Here is a 16,368-nt window from a genome sequence, read left to right as displayed (position 1 = left end):
GGCAGTTACTCTACCGTCACCGATTTCGCCAGGTTACGCGGTTGGTCAACGTCGGTGCCTTTAATCAGCGCCACGTGGTAGGAGAGCAACTGCAAAGGCACGGTGTAGAAGATTGGGGCAATAACGTCTTCCACATGCGGCAGCGGAATGATGCGCATGTTTTCGCTGCTGGTAAAGCCCGCTTCTTCGTCGGCAAACACATACAGCTCACCGCCGCGTGCGCGCACTTCTTCGATGTTGGATTTCAGTTTTTCCAACAGCTCATTGTTGGGCGCAACCACCACCACAGGCATATCCGCATCAATCAACGCCAGCGGGCCGTGCTTCAACTCACCGGCCGCATACGCTTCTGCATGAATGTAAGAGATCTCTTTAAGCTTTAGCGCTCCTTCCATTGCGATAGGGTACTGATCGCCGCGTCCCAGAAACAACGCATGGTGCTTATCAGAGAAACCTTCTGCCAGAGACTCAATCAGCTTGTCCTGTGACAGCATCTGCTCAATACGCGCAGGCAGCGCTTGCAGACCGTGGACAATATAGTGCTCAATCTGGGCATCCATACCGCGCAGACGGCCAATACGCGCCACCAGCATCAGCAACACCGTTAACTGGGTGGTAAACGCCTTGGTGGACGCCACGCCAATTTCCGTACCGGCTTTGGTCATCAGCGCCAAATCGGATTCACGAACCAGCGATGATCCTGCCACGTTACAAATAGCCAGCGATCCCAGATACCCCAGCTCTTTGGACAAGCGCAACGCTGCCAGCGTATCCGCAGTTTCACCGGACTGAGAGAGGGTGATCATCAGGCTATTGGCGCGCACCGCCGGTTTGCGATAGCGGAATTCAGAGGCGATTTCCACATCACAGGGCACACCCGCCAGTGCTTCAAACCAATAACGCGATACCATGCCTGAGTTGTAGGACGTACCGCAGGCAATAATCTGAATATGCTGCACTTTAGCCAGCAGTTCATCCGCTTTTGGACCCAGTTCAGACAGATTCACTTCACCGTGGCTAAAACGCCCTTCTAGGGTGTTTTTGATCGCCAACGGCTGTTCGTAAATCTCTTTCTGCATGTAGTGGCGGTATGCACCTTTGTCACCCGCCTCATAATTGACTTTGGATTCAATCTCTTCGCGTTCAACCAGTTCGCCCGCGCGGTTGAAAATGCGCACAGTGCGGCGCGTCACTTCAGCCACGTCGCCTTCTTCTAGGAACATAAAGCGGCGGGTCACTGGCAACAGAGCCAGTTGGTCAGACGCAAGGAAGTTTTCACCGACACCACGGCCAATCACCAGCGGGCTCCCAGAACGCGCAGCCACCAGCACGCTCGGATCGCGACTGTCCATCACTACCATGCCGTAAGCGCCACGCAGTTGAGGGATAACGCGTTTTACCACGTCAACCAGCGCGCCGCCGGTTTGTTGCTGTTCCCAGTGCACCAAGTGCGCAACCACTTCGGTATCGGTTTCGGAAACAAAGCGATAGCCACGCCCGATCAGCGTTTCACGCAGCGGTTCGTGGTTTTCGATAATGCCGTTGTGAACGATGATAATAGGGCCGGAGACGTGCGGGTGCGCATTTTCTTCTGACAGCTCACCGTGCGTTGCCCAACGGGTATGAGCAATGCCCGTACCGCCCGCCAGCGGATGCTCTTCCACCGCTTGTGCCAGCATCTGTACCTTACCCAAGCGACGTACGCGGGCAACGTGCCCCTCTGCGTCAACCACCGCCAGCCCCGCAGAGTCATAACCACGGTACTCAAGGCGGCGAAGCCCTTCTAACAGAATTTCAGAAATATCGAGTTGCGCAACTGCGCCTACAATTCCACACATGGATGTGTATTCCTATACGCGTGACATATTGTGTCACTTTCGACGTCTTAGACCTGATCGTGCCGGTTTTTCCGGCGTCCCCGAGCCTTGTAGAGAGTGGGGGATTATTATGTTTTGCGGAGTGCTTTAGCCTAAAACACTGTGCAAAACCGCCTCCACAAAATGGGAGGCGACATCACTTATTTTTTCTTAACAGGCCGCGCCCAACCTGAAATATGACGCTGTTTTACCCGGCTTATCACCAGCGCATTCTCTTCCACATCGCGCGTTACCGTGGTGCCAGCACCGATGGTCACGCCACTGGCTACGGTCACAGGGGCCAGCAGTTGACTGTCAGAGCCGACAAACACCCGATCGCCAATCACGGTTTTGTGCTTGTTGGCACCGTCATAATTACAGGTGATGGTGCCTGCACCAATATTCACATCATCACCAATTTCCGCATCGCCAAGATAGGTCAAATGGCCTGCTTTGGAACCTTTACCCAAACGCGCCTTTTTCAACTCAACAAAATTGCCAACGTGTGCACCCTGTGCCAGCTCGGCCCCCGGTCGCAGGCGCGCAAAGGGCCCTACCGTACACTCAGCGTCCAAAACCGCATTTTCTAACACGGTGTACGGGCTGAGGACACAGTCATCACCGATCACGCTGCCTTTGATGATACAGCCCGCACCAATCTCAACCCGATTCCCTAATGAGACCTGGCCTTCAATGATCACATTAGCATCAATACTCACATCACGTCCGTGGGTTAATGTCCCACGCAGATCAAAACGAGAGGGATCGAATAACATGACGCCCGCCAGCAGCAACTTATTGGCCTGTTCCCGCTGATAGACACGTTCCAGCGTCGCCAGCTGCAGACGGTTATTAACCCCTTCCACTTCGCTCAGATTATCAGGATGTACGGCTTCAACCCGGCGGCCTTCTGAAGCAGCCATAGCGATAATGTCAGTGATGTAATACTCGCCTTGCGCGTTGTTATTGTTTAACTGGCTCAGCCAGCGTTTCAGATCCTGACCGTTTGCTGCCAGAATGCCGGTGTTGATTTCGTTAATCTGACGCTGCTGTTCCGTCGCGTCCTTGTGCTCGACAATCCCGACCACAGACCCGTTATCATCGCGCACAATGCGGCCATAACCGGTGGGGTCGTCCAGTTTCACCGTCAGAAGCGCAATGCCACCCTGTGGCTTATCCGCCAGCAAGCGCACCAGCGTGGCGGGTGATATCAAAGGAACATCACCGTACAGCATCAGAATATCTTCATCATCAGCAAAAAACGGCGCCGCCTGCTGCATGGCATGCCCGGTACCGAGTTGCTCCGCTTGCAGAACCCAATTCAAATCCGGGTTGGTTAACCTGTCTTTCAGTAAATCGCCGCCGTGTCCGTAGACCAAATGCACCTGTTTGGCACCCGTTTCCATAGCCGCATCAATCACATGCTGAACCATCGGCTTACCAGCGAGCGGATGAAGTACTTTTGGTAGATCGGAAAACATACGTGTTCCTTTGCCAGCGGCAAGGATAACCACGCTCATGACACTGTTAGACATGCACCACCCTGATGAAACGAATTGATAACCCACGGATTCAATTGGATGAAAGTAAACCCGTTATCGCTGCGGATTACTACATATTTTTCAACGAAAAATACCACAATGCCGCGCGAGGCAAGGAAAAAGAAAGTGTACCCAAGTCTAAACCTTACTGGTGGTTTTTTTAATTCATCTTTTCCGAAAAAATGGCTAAAACGCGACGGAGAATAGTGAATTCCGGTTTCAGGAAAAACAGACTTTTGTTTTATATGTTTCCATTTGTGACAAACACAAAAGAAACAGTGTTTCATTTTTGTCATCATATAGCCAAGCGACTTAATTTTGATTACACCATATGGACTGAGAAGAGCCTGTACACGAGATTGTGTAATTGCCTGATTTTGATATAGCCAACCGACATTATTTTGATAACAGCCAGCTATGCTTTTTTGTCGCATATAATGGAATTAGCTGTAATCATTTTTAAGTCTTTTGGCTATATGGAATCACTGAACAGCGTGCTCCGGCATGCAATCAAGAAACGCAAGGTGTTCCCGACTGATGACTCGGTGAAGAAGGTCGTATGGCTGGCAATCTAGGCGGCATCACAGAAATGGACGATGCCCTTACAGGACTGGCGTATGGCAATGAGTCGCTTTATTATCGAGTTCGGTGACCGCCTTGACGGTCACTTCTGAGGAAAGGCATTTACACAACATCTTAAACAGGCTCTCGCAAAACCAGAAAGTAATCTGTTAACTCACTGAGCCAGCGATTTTTTTCGGTGGCTCTTTTATTTGCTGAACGCCGCCTGATGGACTGTCACCGCCTAGGCTATCCGCGCAAGTTTGTTCGCCAGCGCACACGCCACCACATTCGAGTGATGGCTGACAAGCTGCTTTGTAACCCACTCTGCCAGACGCCCTTGGTTGTATTCCAGCCGCTGCATAAATACCCGCTTGCTGATACCCATCAGTGTCGTCTTCCCATCCGTGCTGTACTGGCGGGGAACCAGCCCTGTCGAAGCCGCAAAATCACGGCTGCTGGCATGGTTTTTACCATCCCCCAAGCGTGTGGCTAACAGGCTCGCTGTTATAAACAAGCGACATTATTTTGATAACAATTAGCTGTATTTTTTTGCCACATATCAGGGCATTGGCTGTAATCATTTTTAAGTCGGTTGGCTATAGCTTCTGCATCAACAAAATCGTTCTTGTTACTCTTAACAAAAGGGCGAACGAACTGTGGGGAAATCAACTTTGCCTCATGGCCTAAATCAGCGACTCGGCGAGCCATGAAGTGTGCACCACCGCAGGACTCCATCACCACGGTCGCCGCCTTGCAGGATACAAGAAAATGAATCAGCTGAGTGCGGGAAAACTTTTTACGCAGCAGCGCATGACCTTTTTCGTTCTGACAGTGAACGTGGAAGGAATGTTTACCGAGATCGATACCAATAAGCGTAACGTTTTGCATGATGATCCCCTTCAGAAAGAAAAACACCCTGTTATAGCCAAGCGACATTATTTTGATAACAATTAGCTGTATTTTTTTTGCCACATATCAGGGCATTGGCTGTAATCATTTTTAAGTCGGTTGGCTATAGCGTACCGCTCACAGGGTGGGGGTGACCATCTCATTAAGGCCGATCGCTAGATTGGCCTTTTTTTACAGAATGCGCAAGTTACATCGCTTTTTTCGTCAGGTCAATAACACGCAGCTTCGCAATCGCTTTCGACAATTCTGCGGAAGCCTGTGCGAAATCCACATCGCCATGCGAATTGCGAATGTGATCTTCCGCTTTACGCTTGGATTCCAGCGCGCGCGCTTCATCAAGGTCCTGCCCACGGATGGCGGTATCGGACAGCACGGTCACGGAGTTCGGTTGCACCTCAAGGACGCCGCCGGACAGATAGATATACTCTTCTTCGCCGTGTTGCTTAACGATACGCACCATACCAGGTTTAATGGCAGTGAGCAGCGGGGCGTGGCCTGGGTAGATACCCAGTTCGCCCTCACTCCCCGTCACCTGGATCTTTTGCACTAGGCCGGAGAACATTTCCTGTTCTGCACTAACGACATCTAGATGGTAAGTCATAGCCATATCAACCTCCTAACAGACGTTACAGTTTCTTGGCTTTTTCCACTGCTTCGTCAATGGAGCCAACCATGTAGAACGCCTGCTCCGGCAGATGGTCGTATTCACCGTTCATGATGCCTTTAAAGCCGCGGATGGTGTCTTTCAGTGACACGTATTTGCCCGGAGAACCGGTAAATACTTCTGCCACGAAGAACGGCTGCGACAGGAAGCGCTGGATTTTACGCGCGCGGGCAACGACCAGTTTGTCTTCTTCAGACAGCTCGTCCATACCCAAGATCGCGATGATATCCTTCAGTTCCTGATAGCGTTGCAGAATGGACTGCACGCCACGCGCTACGTCGTAGTGTTCCTGACCAACCACCAGCGGATCCAATTGACGGCTGGTAGAGTCCAGCGGGTCAACGGCCGGGTAGATACCCAGAGACGCGATTTGACGGCTCAGTACCACGGTCGCATCCAAGTGGGCGAAGGTGGTGGCTGGCGACGGGTCAGTCAAGTCATCCGCAGGGACGTATACGGCCTGTACAGATGTGATAGAACCGGTTTTGGTAGAGGTGATACGTTCTTGCAGCACGCCCATCTCTTCCGCCAGCGTCGGCTGATAACCTACCGCAGAAGGCATACGACCCAGCAGTGCGGATACTTCCGTACCGGCCAAGGTATAACGGTAGATGTTATCGACGAACAGCAGTACGTCACGGCCTTCATCACGGAATTTTTCCGCCATGGTCAAGCCAGTCAGTGCTACGCGCAGACGGTTGCCTGGCGGCTCGTTCATCTGGCCGTAAACCAGTGATACTTTGTCGATAACGTTGGAGTCGGTCATTTCGTGGTAGAAGTCGTTACCTTCACGGGTACGTTCCCCTACACCGGCAAATACGGAGTAACCGGAGTGCTCGATCGCGATGTTACGGATCAGCTCCATCATGTTTACCGTTTTACCTACACCAGCACCACCGAACAGGCCCACTTTACCGCCCTTGGCGAACGGACACATCAGGTCGATAACCTTGATACCCGTTTCCAGCAGTTCCTGGGAGTTGGAGAGCTCTTCGTAGCTCGGCGCCTGACGGTGAATCGCCCAACGCTCTTCTTCGCCGATCTCGCCTTTCATGTCGACCGGTTCGCCCAGTACGTTCATGATACGGCCCAGCGTGGCTTTACCTACCGGTACTTCGATCGGATGGCCTAGGCTGTTCACTTTCAGCCCGCGACGCAAACCGTCAGAAGAACCCATTGCAATACAACGAACAACGCCGCCGCCCAACTGTTGCTGCGTTTCCAGCACCAGTTTTTCAGCACCGTTTTCAACCTCAAGCGCATCGTACACGTTAGGTACGGCATCTTGCGGGAACTCGACGTCGACCACGGCGCCGATTACCTGGATGATCTTTCCAGTTGCCATCTTGAATCCTCTACGTAATTCGACAATACGTAATTCGTAAACCTAGTTTAAACCGCGGAGGCTCCCGATACGATCTCGGTGAGTTCCTGCGTGATGCTGGCCTGACGAGCCTTGTTGTAAACCAACTGCAACTCTTTGATCAGGCTACCGCCGTTATCCGTTGCGGCTTTCATCGCAACCATACGAGCGGCCTGTTCACTGGCTAGGTTTTCTACGACGCCCTGATAAACCTGAGACTCCACATAGCGGCGCAACAGGGTATCCAGCAGCGACTTAGGATCGGGTTCATATAGGTAATCCCAAGATTTCTTCTTCAGTTCGCCATCGTCCGCGGGCGGCAGAGGCAGAAGCTGAACCACTTGGGGTTCCTGAGACATGGTATTGATGAACTTGTTACTCACAATGTACAGCTTGTCCAGACGACCTTCGTCGTAGGCTTGCAGCATCACTTTTACCGGCCCGATCAGTTCGGACAGGCTAGGGTTATCCCCCATGCCGGTAACCTGAGTAACAACGTTACCGCCCACAGAACCGAAGAACGAAACCCCTTTGGAACCGATCATCGCCAGATCGCTCTGCACACCTTTATCGCTCCAGGTTTTCATGTCTGCCAGCAGTTTTTTAAACAGGTTAATGTTCAAGCCACCGCACAGGCCGCGGTCCGTGGACACCACCAAATACCCGACGCTCTTAACGTCACGCTCTTCCAAGTACGGATGTTTATATTCCAGATTCCCTAACGCCAGGTGACCAATCACCGTGCGGATGGTCTCTGCATAAGGACGGCTGGCCGCCATACGATCCTGCGATTTACGCATTTTGGAAGCGGCGACCATTTCCATCGCTTTAGTGATCTTCTGCGTGTTCTGGACGCTTGCGATCTTACTACGTATCTCTTTTGCGTCGGCCATCTTTGCATCTCCTCAATGCCCGTAGGCCTGCCATCAGGCAGGCCTACGGGCGTTACCAGGACTGGGTTGCCTTGAAGGTATCAAGGATAGTTTTGAACTTACCCTCGATCTCACCGTTATAAGCGCCAGTCTGGTCGATTTGTTGCAGAAGATCGCCGTGTTCGCGGTCGGCATACGCCAACAGCGCCGCTTCAAAGCTGCCTACTTTCGCCAGTTCAACATCAGCCAGATAGCCACGTTCCGCAGCGAACAGCACCAGAGACTGCTGCGCAACCGACATCGGCGCATACTGTTTCTGTTTCAGCAGTTCAGTTACTTTCTGACCATGATTCAGCTGCTTACGCGTTGCATCATCCAGATCCGAAGCGAACTGGGAGAACGCCGCCAGTTCACGATACTGCGCCAGTGCGGTACGAATACCACCGGACAGTTTCTTCATGATCTTGGTCTGTGCTGCACCACCCACGCGGGATACGGAAATCCCGGGGTTAACTGCAGGACGGATACCGGCGTTGAACAGGTTCGATTCCAGGAAGATTTGACCATCGGTAATCGAGATTACGTTGGTCGGAACGAACGCGGAAACGTCACCCGCCTGCGTTTCGATGATCGGCAGCGCCGTCAATGAACCGGTTTGCCCTTTAATTTCACCTTTGGTAAACGCTTCTACGTAATCGGCGTTAACGCGTGCCGCGCGCTCCAGCAAACGGGAGTGGAGGTAGAAAACGTCGCCTGGGTAAGCTTCACGACCTGGCGGACGACGGAGCAGCAGGGAAATTTGACGATAAGCGACGGCCTGTTTGGACAAGTCATCGTAAATGATCAGTGCATCTTCACCGCGGTCGCGGAAGTATTCACCCATCGCACAACCGGCATACGGAGCCAGATATTGCAGTGCGGCAGATTCAGACGCCGTTGCGGCCACAACAATGGTGTTGGCCAATGCGCCGTGCTCTTCCAGTTTACGCACCACGTTGGAGATCGTGGAGGCTTTCTGGCCGATGGCAACGTACACGCACTTGATGCCGGAATAGCGCTGGTTGATGATGGCGTCAATAGCCAGTGCGGTTTTACCCGTCTGACGGTCGCCGATGATCAATTCACGCTGACCACGACCAATCGGGATCATGGCGTCAACGGACTTGTAGCCCGTCTGTACCGGCTGATCAACGGATTGACGTTCGATAACGCCTGGTGCGATCGCTTCTACCGGAGAGAACCCGTCGTTCTCAACCGGGCCTTTGCCGTCGATAGGTGCACCCAAGGTGTTCACCACGCGGCCCAGCAGACCACGGCCAACCGGCACTTCCAGAATACGGCCGGTACACTTGACCTTCATGCCTTCGGCGAGGTCAGCGTACGGACCCATCACCACCGCACCAACGGAGTCGCGCTCTAGGTTCAGGGCGATAGCGTAACGGTTGCCGGGCAGGGAGATCATCTCCCCCTGCATCACGTCGGCCAGGCCGTATACGCGAATGATCCCGTCACTGACGGAAACAATAGTACCTTCATTGTGAGCTTCGCTCACCACATTGAACTGAGCAATGCGCTGCTTGATCAGTTCGCTGATTTCGGTGGAATTCAGTTGCATGCTCCAGTCCCCTTAAGACTGCAAGACGTCTGCGAGGCGTTCCAGACGGCCGCGAATGCTGCCATCTATCACCATATCGCCCGCGCGGATCACCACGCCTGCGACAACAGACTTATCAATTTTGCAATTCAGCTTCACTTTGCGTGACAGGCGTTTTTCCGTGGCGGAAGTAATCTTGTCCAGCTGCGGTTCACTCAGTGCGCTTGCGGAGGTGACTTCGACGTCAACCGTCGACTCCTGTGCGGCGCGGAGTTGCGCAAACTGTTCCAGAACTTCAGGAAGCACCAGTAAACGCCCATTTTCCGCCATCACCTTAATCAGGTTCTGGCCAGGCTCATCCAGCTGATCGCCACACACGTCAATGAAAGTGCTCGCCAGCAGATTCGGTGCCATAGCACCGGACAGCAGAGCGGCAACCTGTTCATTGCGTGTGACTTCAGCGGCAAACGCCAGCATGTTCTGCCAGCGTTCAACGGCCTGATGTTCAACCGCAAAGTCAAAAGCTGCTTTGGCGTAGGGGCGAGCTACCGTGACAAATTCAGACATCGGCCCCTCCCTCCTTACAGTTCAGCGACCAGTTTATCAACGATGTCGCTGTTAGCAGCTTCATCCACGGAACGTTCAATAATCTTCTCGGCACCGGCAATCGCCAGCATGGCAACCTGTTTACGCAGCTCTTCACGAGCACGTTTACGTTCGGCTTCAATTTCAGCCTGCGCCTGCGCCACGATTTTACTACGTTCAGCTTCTGCTTCCGCTTTGGCCTCATCCAAGATCTGAGCACGGCGTTTATTGGCTTGCTCGATGATCACCTGAGCTTCCGCTTTGGCTTTTTTCAGCTGATCGGTGGCATTGGCCTGCGCTAAGTTCAAATCTTTTTTGGCACGTTCCGCAGAAGCCAAACCGTCAGCAATCTCTTTCTGACGCTTCTCGATGGCAGCCATTAACGGCGGCCATACAAACTTCATGCAAAACCAGACAAACAGGACGAACGCAATGGCTTGGCCGAGGATTGTTGCATTAATATTCACAGCACAATGCCTCTTTTAAGTTAACTAATTGATGTTAAATATCTAACCGGCGATACCGGGTTAGGCGACCGCAAACATCACATACAAGCCCAGACCAACAGCAATCATCGGGATGGCGTCAACCAGACCCATAACGATAAAGAACTGTGTACGCAGCAGAGGAATCAGGTCAGGCTGGCGAGCCGCACCTTCCAAGAATTTACCACCCAGAATGCCGATACCGATCGCAGCACCGATCGCCGCCAGACCCATCATCAACGCGGCAGCCATGTACAGCAGATCCACACTCAGGTTTTCCATGACAGTCTCCAGTTTGTTTCAGTTAGAACGTTATTGTGTTGAAAGAAAAATCAATGCTCTTCAGATGCCATCGAGAGATAAACAACCGTCAGAACCATGAAAATAAAGGCCTGAAGCGTAATGATCAGGATGTGGAATATTGCCCAAGGTACATTCAACAACCATTGGGACCACCACGGCAGCAAGCAGGCAATCAGGATGAAGATCAACTCACCCGCATACATGTTGCCAAACAGTCGCAAGCCTAGTGAAACCGGTTTGGACAGCAGGCTGACACCTTCAAGAATCAGGTTGATGGGAATAAAGACCGGATGGTTGAAAGGTTGCATGGTCAGTTCTTTTACAAAACCGCCAACGCCTTTCATTTTAATGCTGTAGAACAGCACCAGAATAAACACGCCTAGCGCCATGGACAGTGTGATGTTGACATCCGCCGTCGGTACTACGCGCAGGTAAGGCAATCCAATCCAATGTTCGCCGATAAAGGGCAGAAGATCGATCGGCAACAGGTCCATGGCGTTCATCAGGAACACCCAAACGAAAATGGTCAGCGCCAGAGGGGCGATAAGTTTGCTTTTGCCATGGAACATGTCACGCACGTTGCCATCAACAAAACCGATGATCATCTCCAAAAAGGTTTGCAGTTTAGCGGGCACGCCGCTGGTCGCGTTCTTTGCAACCTTGCGGAAAATGACCAGAAACAGGATCCCAAGTGCGATTGAGAAAAACATCGAATCGACGTTAATCGACCAGAACCCCGAACCTACCTGTAAATGTTTCAGGTGATGACCGATATACTCTTGGGGAGTAGATGCAGACATGATGTTCCTTACCCTGTTGTTGTTAATACGGTAACGGTTAACGATGGCTGGCGCCACTATCTGCATAATCAGCACCGCCAAGTAGGTCAGACCAAGGGGAACAAACGCCGCCTTGAGCAGACCCAACGCCACCACCAGCAACGCGATGGTGATAAATACTTTCAACGCCTCGCCAATGGCAAACGACTAGGCAACACGCCCTTCTATGGGCTTACCCGCCTGATGACGCAAGGCTAACAGCACAAAGCACACGTTCGACAGCCATACCGCCAGCCCTCCGGCTAAAGCGGAAGCACCCGCCTCAACACTCCGCAGGCAAAAAACGGCGCTGACCAAAACGAACGTAGCCGCCTGTAGCATCAACCCCAAAAAGGCCGGTTTTCCACTGTAAAGGGAGACAGACATGCGTTTTGCTCTTCATTCCTTTTCCAGAGGCTGACTGGCGTATAAAACTGCCTTTATTCCATCGAGTCAAGCGGCAAAAAACGAGCAAATTATACGGTTCACGCCTGCGAATTCAATCGATAAGTATCAAAAAGGTGAACAATAATTTAAATCTCTTATTCAAGCCCTATTTTTACTAACAATCGAGGCAGCCGCCGCAGCCCATAAGCCTTTCAATAACCCGATAATATGTGATATCAATCACATAAAAATGACATATAGGTTTTATATCAGATCTGATTTTTTTAAGTCTTTAGCAAAAATAGCTATTTATCTTAATTAAATTCAATTAGTTAAATAACGACTCTTTTTAAAACGCCCCGAAAACATCCCGTGCACTGCATATTGACATTATTAACATTATTTTTTTATGTCTTTAACATCTGGGTTTTTCATCTGCAATCAACTACAGCAATTAATTTCTCTGGTTACTATTCGAAGAAAAACAAATAGAGTGCAAGGTTGCTAGGTTTTGTAAAAAAATGGTGATCGGTGTCCATTTTTCCGCAGATAATACCCTTCAGACTTAAAAGGTCTCTCTGATACAATTAGTTATAATTTATTTGATAAAACGCAAAATTAGTTTGGTTTAAGAATCACTAAATGCCGTTCACCGTCCAGTTCAGGCACCGATAAACGCACAATACGCTCTACCACTATCGACGTAGGCAATGCGGCTAATTCTTCTTCTGGCACTATCCCTTTCAGGGCATAAAAGCATCCGGTTGCCGGTGCAGGCATGTGTTTGCACCACTCCAGCATATCAAGCAAAGAAGCAAAAGCGCGGCTGATAACGCCATCGAAAGGCGGTTCAGCAGTGAATTCCTCGACCCGAGACTGCACTGGAAAGACATTATCCAGCTTGAGTTCATGCTGAACCTGACGCAGAAAACGCACACGTTTTCCCAAGCTATCCAGCAGAGTGAATGACGCTGAGGGGCGTACAATAGCCAGTGGAATACCCGGCAATCCCGGTCCGGTACCCACATCGATAAACCGCTCGCCCTGCAAATGCGCCTCAACCACTATGCTATCCATGATATGCCGTACCAGCATCTCCTGCGGGTCGCGCACTGACGTGAGATTATAGGCCTTGTTCCACTTGTGCAGCATGTCGACATACTGGATTAGCGAATTTTTTTGTTGTTCACTGACCAAAATGCCAGCCCGCTGCAACAGAGCGTCTAATTTGTGTTTCACGCGCTTAACCTGCCATATCTGATGAAACGTGGCTGCTAGGAACAGCCACAAAATGACACACCGTAGTGCACTATCTGTTCGGTTATCAGGCGCTGCGGCGCAGTAGCCCTTGTTTTTTCAGCCAAACCAGCAGAATAGAGATCGCTGCTGGGGTAATTCCCGAAATACGCGAAGCCTGACCAATGGACCCCGGTTTGTGGTCGTTGAGTTTGGCTTTCACTTCGTTGGAAAGCCCGCTCACCTGGCCATAATCCAGATCCGCAGGCAGTACGGTACTCTCATTGCGCAGCTGTTTTTCAATCTCGTCCTGCTGACGCGCAATGTACCCTTCATACTTCACCTGAATTTCAACCTGCTCTGCCGCCTGAACATCCGTGAGCGCGGGCGAGAACATCGATAACGAAGTCAGGGTAGCGTAATCCATCTCGGGACGACGCAGCAGTTCCTCACCGGTCGCTTCGCGCGACAGGGGCGTTTTCAGCAACGCGTTCACCGCCTCTCGCTGTTCACTGTGGGGATGAACACGAATTTCACGTAGACGCTGGCGTTCCTGCTCAATCTGTTCCAGCTTCTCGTTGAAGCGCGCCCAGCGATAATCGTCCACCATTCCGAGTTCACGACCAATTTCAGTGAGACGCAGATCGGCGTTGTCTTCGCGCAGCATCAGGCGGTATTCGGCACGTGAGGTGAACATGCGGTAGGGTTCTTTGGTACCGAGCGTACATAGGTCGTCCACCAGCACGCCCAGATACGCTTGGTCGCGACGTGGGAACCAACCGTCCTGATCGAACGCCAGACGTGCGGCGTTCAAGCCAGCCAGCATGCCCTGAGCAGCAGCCTCTTCGTAACCGGTTGTGCCGTTTATCTGTCCGGCAAAGAACAAACCGTGGATAAATTTGCTTTCCAGCGTGGGCTTAAGATCGCGCGGATCGAAGAAATCGTATTCGATAGCATAGCCGGGGCGCACTATCTTGGCGTTTTCCATGCCTTGCATCGAACGAACGATTTGCCACTGTACGTCGAAGGGCAGGCTAGTCGAAATGCCGTTGGGGTAAATCTCGTTACTGGTCAGCCCTTCTGATTCAAGGAAAATCTGATGCGCATTGCGATCGGCAAAGCGCATCACCTTGTCTTCAATCGACGGACAATAACGCGGGCCAATCCCCTCGATCACACCGGCATACATCGGGCTGCGATCGAGGTTATTGCGGATCACCTCATGGGTTTTTTCATTGGTGTGCGTGATGTAACACGGCATCTGCGTCGGGTGCTCACTGGCGTTCCCCTGGAACGAGAATACCGGCATTGGGTTATCACCGTGCTGTTGTGCCAGCACGCTGAAATCAATGCTGCGTGCATCGATACGCGGTGGCGTACCGGTTTTAAGGCGGCTGACACGCAACGGCAACTCACGCAGTCTGCGCGATAGCGGTATGGAGGGCGGATCGCCAGCACGTCCAGCGCTGTAGTTATCCAGACCGATGTGAATTTTACCATCAAGGAATGTCCCAACGGTCAGCACCACCGTTTTGGCACGGAACTTCAGTCCCATTTGAGTGACAGCACCGACTACACGATCGTTCTCGACAATAAGATCGTCAACCGCCTGCTGGAAGATCGTCAGGTTTGGCTGGTTCTCCAGCGCAGTGCGTACTGCCTGACGATAAAGCACGCGATCCGCCTGTGCACGGGTAGCACGAACGGCAGGACCTTTACTGTTGTTGAGTATTCTAAACTGAATACCGCCCCGATCGACAGCGCGAGCCATCAGGCCGCCCATGGCGTCGATCTCTTTAACCAGATGTCCCTTTCCGATCCCACCAATAGCCGGATTGCAGGACATTTGTCCCAGCGTATCGATATTGTGTGTCAATAACAGGGTTTGACGCCCCATGCGTGCCGCAGCCATGGCGGCTTCTGTACCCGCATGGCCACCGCCTATCACGATGACGTCAAAAGGATCTGGATAAAACATGGTACTGCACCTCGCGTGGTGTTAACGAGAATAGTCGGGTTAACGATGTGTGCCTAAGATTATTGCTTGCCTTGGGGAAGGGGATTCTACTCAAGTTTACGCAAACGACAAGCCCGTTGGATCGTCGGTAGTTAAAGAAAGATCTTTTTATATAGAGATCTTTTTATTGGATCTATTATTAGGATCCATACTGATTGTGGATAAGTACTTTTTCCAGATGAAGATCAACAAATTGTTGATGATCGTTTGCTGTGAATGATCTGTGATCCTGTACCGTATAGCTTGGGATCAAAACTGTTGGTTATTCACATGACAAAAAACGAACAACGGTTGTTATTGGGATAACTACCGGTTTTCACCCGGATATACATAAAGTTATACACAATTAAGTGGCCAAATAAACCGCTTAATTGAGTAATTCAACCCACGGAGCCAACCAGATTTCTGCTGGATCCTCGGGAATATCGTGCTCGCCGATCCTTTTTGCGCCACGATCCGCTTTCCGATCGCTAATCTGCTTAAACAACGGTTGCAGGTTATCCGGTAATTCACCGGCACCGTGGGTTGAGCTCACCAGTAGCCATACTCCGCTCTGCGGAAGGTCGTCCAGCTGCGGGCCATGTTGAACATTAGTGGAAAATCGTCCGCATGATCGGGTTCTGTAGCGAGATCAGGGTTTCCGTAGACTGAATTTCATCGATGGTCTGGATCTTGTTGATAAGTACGTGTTGCAGTGCGTCAATGGAACGGCACATTACTTTGATGAAAATGCTATAATGCCCGGTGGTGTAGTAGGCTTCTACCACTTCTTCCAAGTTATTCAGTTTCTCCAGGGCTGAGGGGTAATCCTTGGCGCTTTTTAAAATGATGCCGATAAAGCAGCACACGTCATAGCCGAGTTGCTTGGGGCTGACATCAACCCGGGTGCCGACAATAATGCCTGCCTGCTTCATTTTTTCGACGCGAACGTGGATGGTGCCGGGACTGACAGAAAACTGCTTGGCCAATTCGGCATAAGGGGTGCGGGCATTTTCCATTAAAGCGTTTAGGATGCCGCGATCGAGATTATCGATCTGATAAATTTCAGTCATAATTTTTCCTTATATTTGGTTCTTTCTCATTTTTAGCATGCGTTAAATGAGGAATCAAAACCATGATGCCTGTTTCTTTGCTGGATTATTGAATTTCACCACCATTCTATTGCTTAATTGCG

General features: G+C 51.3%; 14 protein-coding genes and 4 pseudogenes. 2 read left to right on the top strand and 16 right to left on the bottom strand.

What is annotated here, in order from left to right:
* Positions 1-5: 5 nt before the first annotated feature.
* Both glmS and glmU read right to left on the bottom strand, forming a co-directional pair.
* On the bottom strand, positions 6-1,838 hold the full coding sequence (gene glmS, locus ACD630_RS20950; RefSeq protein WP_430360523.1) for a glutamine--fructose-6-phosphate transaminase (isomerizing): 1,833 nt from the start codon (positions 1,836-1,838) through the stop codon (positions 6-8).
* A gap of 179 nt (positions 1,839-2,017) precedes the next feature.
* A complete protein-coding gene (glmU, locus tag ACD630_RS20945) occupies positions 2,018-3,391 on the bottom strand; it encodes a bifunctional UDP-N-acetylglucosamine diphosphorylase/glucosamine-1-phosphate N-acetyltransferase GlmU (RefSeq protein ID WP_430361226.1) in 1,374 nt (457 codons plus the stop codon).
* Positions 3,392-3,402: 11 nt separating this feature from the next.
* On the opposite strand from glmU, the gene ACD630_RS20940 reads away from it, so the two are divergent.
* Both ACD630_RS20940 and ACD630_RS20935 read left to right on the top strand, forming a co-directional pair.
* Positions 3,403-3,561, top strand: coding sequence for a hypothetical protein (locus tag ACD630_RS20940; protein WP_430360522.1), 159 nt, complete (start codon positions 3,403-3,405; stop codon positions 3,559-3,561).
* A gap of 312 nt (positions 3,562-3,873) precedes the next feature.
* Positions 3,874-4,071, top strand: a pseudogene (locus tag ACD630_RS20935) (IS256 family transposase); the annotation flags it as partial.
* Between the two features lie 131 nt (positions 4,072-4,202).
* Here the strand turns inward: ACD630_RS20935 and ACD630_RS20930 are convergent.
* The 14 genes and pseudogenes from ACD630_RS20930 to asnC all read right to left on the bottom strand — a co-directional run bounded on the left by ACD630_RS20930 (position 4,203) and on the right by asnC (position 16,246).
* Positions 4,203-4,849, bottom strand: a pseudogene (locus ACD630_RS20930) (IS110 family transposase).
* Positions 4,850-5,057: 208 nt separating this feature from the next.
* Positions 5,058-5,477, bottom strand: a complete 420-nt coding sequence (locus ACD630_RS20925) for a F0F1 ATP synthase subunit epsilon (RefSeq protein ID WP_430360521.1) — start codon at positions 5,475-5,477, stop codon at positions 5,058-5,060.
* A 19-nt stretch (positions 5,478-5,496) separates the two neighbouring features.
* Positions 5,497-6,879, bottom strand: a complete 1,383-nt coding sequence (gene atpD, locus ACD630_RS20920) for a F0F1 ATP synthase subunit beta (protein WP_430360520.1) — start codon at positions 6,877-6,879, stop codon at positions 5,497-5,499.
* 47 nt (positions 6,880-6,926) lie between these two features.
* The gene (gene atpG / locus ACD630_RS20915) at positions 6,927-7,790 is read right to left on the bottom strand and encodes a F0F1 ATP synthase subunit gamma (RefSeq protein WP_430360519.1); all 864 of its coding nucleotides are present in this window, start codon (positions 7,788-7,790) and stop codon (positions 6,927-6,929) included.
* A 52-nt stretch (positions 7,791-7,842) separates the two neighbouring features.
* Positions 7,843-9,384 (bottom strand): F0F1 ATP synthase subunit alpha, encoded by a 1,542-nt coding sequence (gene atpA, locus ACD630_RS20910; RefSeq protein ID WP_430360518.1) that lies wholly within the window; start codon positions 9,382-9,384, stop codon positions 7,843-7,845.
* A gap of 12 nt (positions 9,385-9,396) precedes the next feature.
* A complete protein-coding gene (gene atpH, locus ACD630_RS20905) occupies positions 9,397-9,930 on the bottom strand; it encodes a F0F1 ATP synthase subunit delta (protein WP_430360517.1) in 534 nt (177 codons plus the stop codon).
* A gap of 14 nt (positions 9,931-9,944) precedes the next feature.
* A complete protein-coding gene (gene atpF / locus ACD630_RS20900; RefSeq protein WP_430360516.1) occupies positions 9,945-10,415 on the bottom strand; it encodes a F0F1 ATP synthase subunit B in 471 nt (156 codons plus the stop codon).
* Between the two features lie 60 nt (positions 10,416-10,475).
* Complete coding sequence (atpE, locus tag ACD630_RS20895) at positions 10,476-10,715, bottom strand: F0F1 ATP synthase subunit C (protein ID WP_005976545.1); 240 nt, start codon at positions 10,713-10,715, stop codon at positions 10,476-10,478.
* Between the two features lie 50 nt (positions 10,716-10,765).
* Positions 10,766-11,536 carry a F0F1 ATP synthase subunit A gene (gene atpB, locus ACD630_RS20890; RefSeq protein ID WP_430361225.1) on the bottom strand — a complete coding sequence of 257 codons (771 nt, stop codon included), beginning with the start codon at positions 11,534-11,536 and terminating at the stop codon, positions 10,766-10,768.
* Positions 11,537-11,563: 27 nt separating this feature from the next.
* Positions 11,564-11,941, bottom strand: a pseudogene (gene atpI / locus ACD630_RS20885) (F0F1 ATP synthase subunit I); the annotation flags it as partial.
* Between the two features lie 618 nt (positions 11,942-12,559).
* Complete coding sequence (gene rsmG, locus ACD630_RS20880) at positions 12,560-13,180, bottom strand: 16S rRNA (guanine(527)-N(7))-methyltransferase RsmG (protein ID WP_430360515.1); 621 nt, start codon at positions 13,178-13,180, stop codon at positions 12,560-12,562.
* Between the two features lie 85 nt (positions 13,181-13,265).
* A complete protein-coding gene (mnmG, locus tag ACD630_RS20875; protein WP_430360514.1) occupies positions 13,266-15,155 on the bottom strand; it encodes a tRNA uridine-5-carboxymethylaminomethyl(34) synthesis enzyme MnmG in 1,890 nt (629 codons plus the stop codon).
* Positions 15,156-15,561: 406 nt separating this feature from the next.
* Positions 15,562-15,795, bottom strand: a pseudogene (locus ACD630_RS20870) (FMN-binding protein MioC); the annotation flags it as partial.
* Positions 15,785-16,246, bottom strand: a complete 462-nt coding sequence (gene asnC / locus ACD630_RS20865; protein ID WP_430360513.1) for a transcriptional regulator AsnC — start codon at positions 16,244-16,246, stop codon at positions 15,785-15,787. The gene asnC and the pseudogene ACD630_RS20870, both read right to left, overlap by 11 nt.
* Positions 16,247-16,368: the final 122 nt, after the last annotated feature.

The organism is Symbiopectobacterium sp. RP (assembly GCF_050472005.1).
GTDB lineage: Bacteria > Pseudomonadota > Gammaproteobacteria > Enterobacterales > Enterobacteriaceae > Symbiopectobacterium.
The sequence above is the reverse complement of the archived record's forward strand: the minus strand, read 5'-3'. Positions and strand labels throughout refer to the sequence as shown.

Excerpts from the sequence above, each read along its gene's own strand:
- glmS (WP_430360523.1), bottom strand. The coding sequence starts at position 1,838 with ATGTGTGGAATTGTAGGCGCAGTTGCGCAACTCGATATTTCTGAAATT.
- glmU (WP_430361226.1), bottom strand. The coding sequence starts at position 3,391 with ATGTCTAACAGTGTCATGAGCGTGGTTATCCTTGCCGCTGGCAAAGGA.
- ACD630_RS20940 (WP_430360522.1), top strand. The coding sequence starts at position 3,403 with ATGAAACGAATTGATAACCCACGGATTCAATTGGATGAAAGTAAACCC.
- ACD630_RS20925 (WP_430360521.1), bottom strand. The coding sequence starts at position 5,477 with ATGGCTATGACTTACCATCTAGATGTCGTTAGTGCAGAACAGGAAATG.
- atpD (WP_430360520.1), bottom strand. The coding sequence starts at position 6,879 with ATGGCAACTGGAAAGATCATCCAGGTAATCGGCGCCGTGGTCGACGTC.
- atpG (WP_430360519.1), bottom strand. The coding sequence starts at position 7,790 with ATGGCCGACGCAAAAGAGATACGTAGTAAGATCGCAAGCGTCCAGAAC.
- atpA (WP_430360518.1), bottom strand. The coding sequence starts at position 9,384 with ATGCAACTGAATTCCACCGAAATCAGCGAACTGATCAAGCAGCGCATT.
- atpH (WP_430360517.1), bottom strand. The coding sequence starts at position 9,930 with ATGTCTGAATTTGTCACGGTAGCTCGCCCCTACGCCAAAGCAGCTTTT.
- atpE (WP_005976545.1), bottom strand. The coding sequence starts at position 10,715 with ATGGAAAACCTGAGTGTGGATCTGCTGTACATGGCTGCCGCGTTGATG.
- atpB (WP_430361225.1), bottom strand. The coding sequence starts at position 11,536 with ATGTCTGCATCTACTCCCCAAGAGTATATCGGTCATCACCTGAAACAT.
- mnmG (WP_430360514.1), bottom strand. The coding sequence starts at position 15,155 with ATGTTTTATCCAGATCCTTTTGACGTCATCGTGATAGGCGGTGGCCAT.
- asnC (WP_430360513.1), bottom strand. The coding sequence starts at position 16,246 with ATGACTGAAATTTATCAGATCGATAATCTCGATCGCGGCATCCTAAAC.